The organism is Micromonospora sp. NPDC049230, from assembly GCF_040647875.1.
Classification (GTDB): Bacteria; Actinomycetota; Actinomycetes; order Mycobacteriales; family Micromonosporaceae; genus Micromonospora.
In genome coordinates this window covers 1-3,490 of record NZ_JBEZCZ010000090.1, presented here as the reverse complement: position 1 = coordinate 3,490, position 3,490 = coordinate 1, and the positions used below count along the sequence as shown (strand labels likewise).

Annotated in this window: 3 protein-coding genes; 1 reads left to right on the top strand and 2 read right to left on the bottom strand. The window is 69.6% G+C overall.

Features of this window, described 5'->3' with window-relative positions:
- Both AB0A95_RS34630 and AB0A95_RS34625 read right to left on the bottom strand, forming a co-directional pair.
- The coding region (locus tag AB0A95_RS34630; protein WP_357559978.1) for an endo-1,4-beta-xylanase at nucleotides 1-278 on the bottom strand (278 nt) is incomplete at its 3' end.
- A 489-nt stretch (nucleotides 279-767) separates the two neighbouring features.
- Nucleotides 768-1,766, bottom strand: coding sequence for a PaaX family transcriptional regulator C-terminal domain-containing protein (locus tag AB0A95_RS34625; RefSeq protein WP_357559977.1), 999 nt, complete (start codon nucleotides 1,764-1,766; stop codon nucleotides 768-770).
- A 267-nt stretch (nucleotides 1,767-2,033) separates the two neighbouring features.
- Here AB0A95_RS34625 and AB0A95_RS34620 point away from each other — a divergent pair, with 267 nt between their 5' ends.
- Nucleotides 2,034-3,440, top strand: coding sequence for a PHB depolymerase family esterase (locus AB0A95_RS34620; RefSeq protein WP_357559976.1), 1,407 nt, complete (start codon nucleotides 2,034-2,036; stop codon nucleotides 3,438-3,440).
- The last annotated feature ends 50 nt before the right edge of the window (nucleotides 3,441-3,490 follow it).

Sequence of the window (3,490 nt, the reverse complement as noted above, 5' to 3'; positions counted from 1 at the left end):
GTGTAGTTGAACCGACCCTGCTGCGGCTCGGTCGCGTCCCACTTCATGTCGTTCTCGGCCACGACACTGTTGAACTCGCGGTTCAGGATCGTCACGTACTGGTTGTCGGAGAGCTTTTGCCCCGCGACGGCCGCGCCGAAGTAGCGGCCCTTCTCGGCCGCCGCCGCCTTCAGGGTCGTGCCGGCACCGCTGGCCGTGGGGGCGAGCACCGCCGTCATGCCCGCGGTGAGTGCGACGGCGAGGGACGCCGCCGCCAGCAGAGTTCTCTTGGGTTTCATGTGGTTCCTTCTCAGTGGTGGTCGCAACGGTGGTGGTGACGTTCCACTTTCTTGCCAGAGTCGGTCCGGGAAGGCTGGCCCCGATCACGACGCGCCCAGAGCGGTCGGCGGCGGTGCTGGCGGTGTCTACCGCGTCGACGGGCGCGCTGACACCTGTCGTCCGGCGGGCTGACGCCGCTGCCGAGGGTGCGTGATCGACGTCCGCATGCCCTGGGGGACGTCGTGATCGTGAGGTGCGACAGCGGCCCGCCCGGTGAGCCATCGCTGGCGTCCTCAACATCGAGGGTGAGCGATAACATGCCGTTCGTCAAGACGTAACATACGCCCGGATCAATGCTATGGGGCCCGGATTCCGGCGCCGTCTTCCTCGTCATCGCCCCTCGGTGGGCAGCCCTGGCCAGGGGCTGATCCGCGGCACCGGCACCTCGCGGACGCGCGTTCTCCGGTGAAACTGTTATCGCTCACAGAACAGCGCGGCGTGACCCACCGTCAGCAGACGACTCCGCCGTGCGCCGGAGCAGCCGGGCCGTCGTCGAGGCGTACTCCGGCGAGGATGTCGGCGGTGGTGTGCGCCTCGATGCCGGGCTGCTCGCCGTCGGTGAACCGCGTGACGACGGCCCGGACGTGTCGCTCGGCGGGTGCCGCGAGGCCGTCGTAGACGGCCTCGAACAACTCCCGCGCCGGCCTCCTGAGCCACTTCTTCGGCAGGAGTTCCACCGGTAGCTGCGGATCGAGGACGGGGAAACGCCGGAAGGTGTCCATGACCTCCGTCCGTGCCCGCACCGCGGCCGCACCGTCGATCTCCCCGGCCACCACCCGGGGCAACACCGGCGTCCAGCGCTGGAGGAACGCCCGATAGCTGCGGGTGATCCCCTCGATGTCCCAGGCCTCGATCGGGGCGCGGTGGATGGCCGACTCCAGTGCGGTCTGCCGGCCGCGGAACACCGTGACGGCGCCGAGGGTGAGCTGGTCGAGCTGCGCCCGGGCCGCCGGGGTCAGGTCGTCCGGCGAGATCCACAGCCCGTCGTACAACGGCGCGTAGCCCAGCCACCGCAGCTGCGCACGCAGGGCCCGCCGCTGCGTGCTCAGCTGCTGCGGCAGCGAGAAGGCGACGACCGTCCAACACCCGTCCCACGGCACCGTCGAGCTGGTGGAGGCGAGGATCCAGTGGCCACCAGCGGAGAGGTTGGCGGCGGCCGCGCGGCTGAGCCGGTAGGAGCTGCGCCGTCCCAGCCGGCTGCCCTCCAGGACGCCACGGCGGGCCAGCCGACTGATCGCGGTACGCGCGCCCGCCGTGGTCACCCCGGTCTCCGCCAGCAGCGCGACGATGGCCGCGGACGGGAGCGCGGCACGGGTCCGCAGGGTGTAGTCAGCCAGCAGGGTCACCGCGACACCCTGCGGCGAGTTGCCGACCTGACGTCGCGGCAGCCGGAGCGGGTGGTCTGCGTCGTCGGGATAGATCTCGTCGATGTCGAAGGGGCTTGCCACAGGCGCTCCGTGCTCTTCAGGGACGGTACGACGACTGTAGACCGACCGCTGTCGATCCGGCCGGCACAGCCAATCCTCGATAGAAGAGCGTCGATTGACACTTGTTGGTCCGAGGAGAACACTAATCGTCACGCGATGAGGTCCTCCAGCCGGGCAGGGCGAGCCACCGGTAGCGGGCATCGCGCGGTCACCGCGGGCATCGGGCACACCCGCGACCGGATCGCGCGGCCAACCACAGCCTGCACAGGCAATCGAAGGAGTCGTCCGTTGAGAATCAGAAGGAAACTGCTGCTCACCCTGGCCATGTCGCTGGTCGCGGCCGGCCTGGCCATCCCCGCGATCCAACCCGCGTACGCGGCAGCGCTGACCGAGGTGACAAGCTTCGGTGACAACCCCGGCCGGATGCGCATGCACGTCTACGTGCCGGACAACCGCCCGGCCAGGCCGGCGACGATCGTGGCCATGCACGGCTGCGGCGGGTCCGGCCCCGGCTTCTACTCCGGCAGCGAGTTCGCCAGCCTGGCCGACCGGTACGGATTCATCGTCATCTACCCGTCCGCGACCCAGCAGGCCGGGTTCGGCAACTGCTTCGACGTCTGGTCGGACGCGGCCAAGCGGCGTGGCGGCGGCAGCGACCCGGTGTCGATCATCTCGATGGTCCGACACGTGCAACAGCAGTACGCCGCCGACCCGGACCGGGTCTACGCCACCGGCAGCTCCTCCGGCGGCATGATGACCAACCACATGCTGGCCCTCTACCCCGACGTGTTCAAGGCCGGCGCCGCGTTCATGGGGGTGCCGTACAACTGCTTCGCCAACGCGGCCGACTTCCCACCCACCAGCAGCCAGTGCACCGGCGGAAACATGAACCGCACGCCGCAACAGTGGGGCGACGCGGTCCGCCAGGCGTATCCCGGCTACTCCGGGCCCCGCCCGCGCGTGCAGTTGTGGCACGGCACCAACGACACCCTCGTGCCGTACTCGCTGTTGCAGGAGACGATCGAGCAGTGGACCAACGTGTTCGGACTGAGCCAGACACCCACCTCCACCGACACGCCGCAGCCGAACTGGAACCGGCGCAGGTACGCCGACAGCAGCGGCACGGTTCAGGTCGAGGCGTACAGCATCCAGGGCGCCGGGCACAGCCTGCCCGCCAGCGGCATGGCCGCGCCCGCCATCGGGTTCTTCGGCCTCACCAGCCCGCCCAACCCGACCACACCACCGCCCAACCCGACGACGCCACCCCCGAACCCGACCACGCCACCGCCCAACCCGACGACCCCGCCGCCCAACCCGACCACCCCGCCGCCGGACTCCGGTGCCTGCCGGGTGACGGTCGCCGTCAACGCCTGGAACAACGGGCTGACCGAGAACATCACAGTCACCAACACCGGCACCAGCGCCGTCAACGGCTGGTCCCTGGTGTTCACCCTGCCCGGCGGGCAGACCATCACGTCGGGCTGGAACGCCTCATACTCCCCGAACTCCGGGCAGGTGACGGCCAGGAACGTCGCGTACAACGGCGGCATCCCCAGCAACGGATCAGTGACGGTGGGCTTCCAGGCCACGCACACCGGAAACACCGGCAAGCCGACCTCGTTCACCCTCAACGGCGCCTCCTGCTCGGTGGGGTCTGCTGCACCGGCAGGTGACAGGTGTAGTCACGCGGCCTGACTGGCCGGTGAGTGCATGATGGTCTCGAATTCAACGGGGGTCAACCGGGA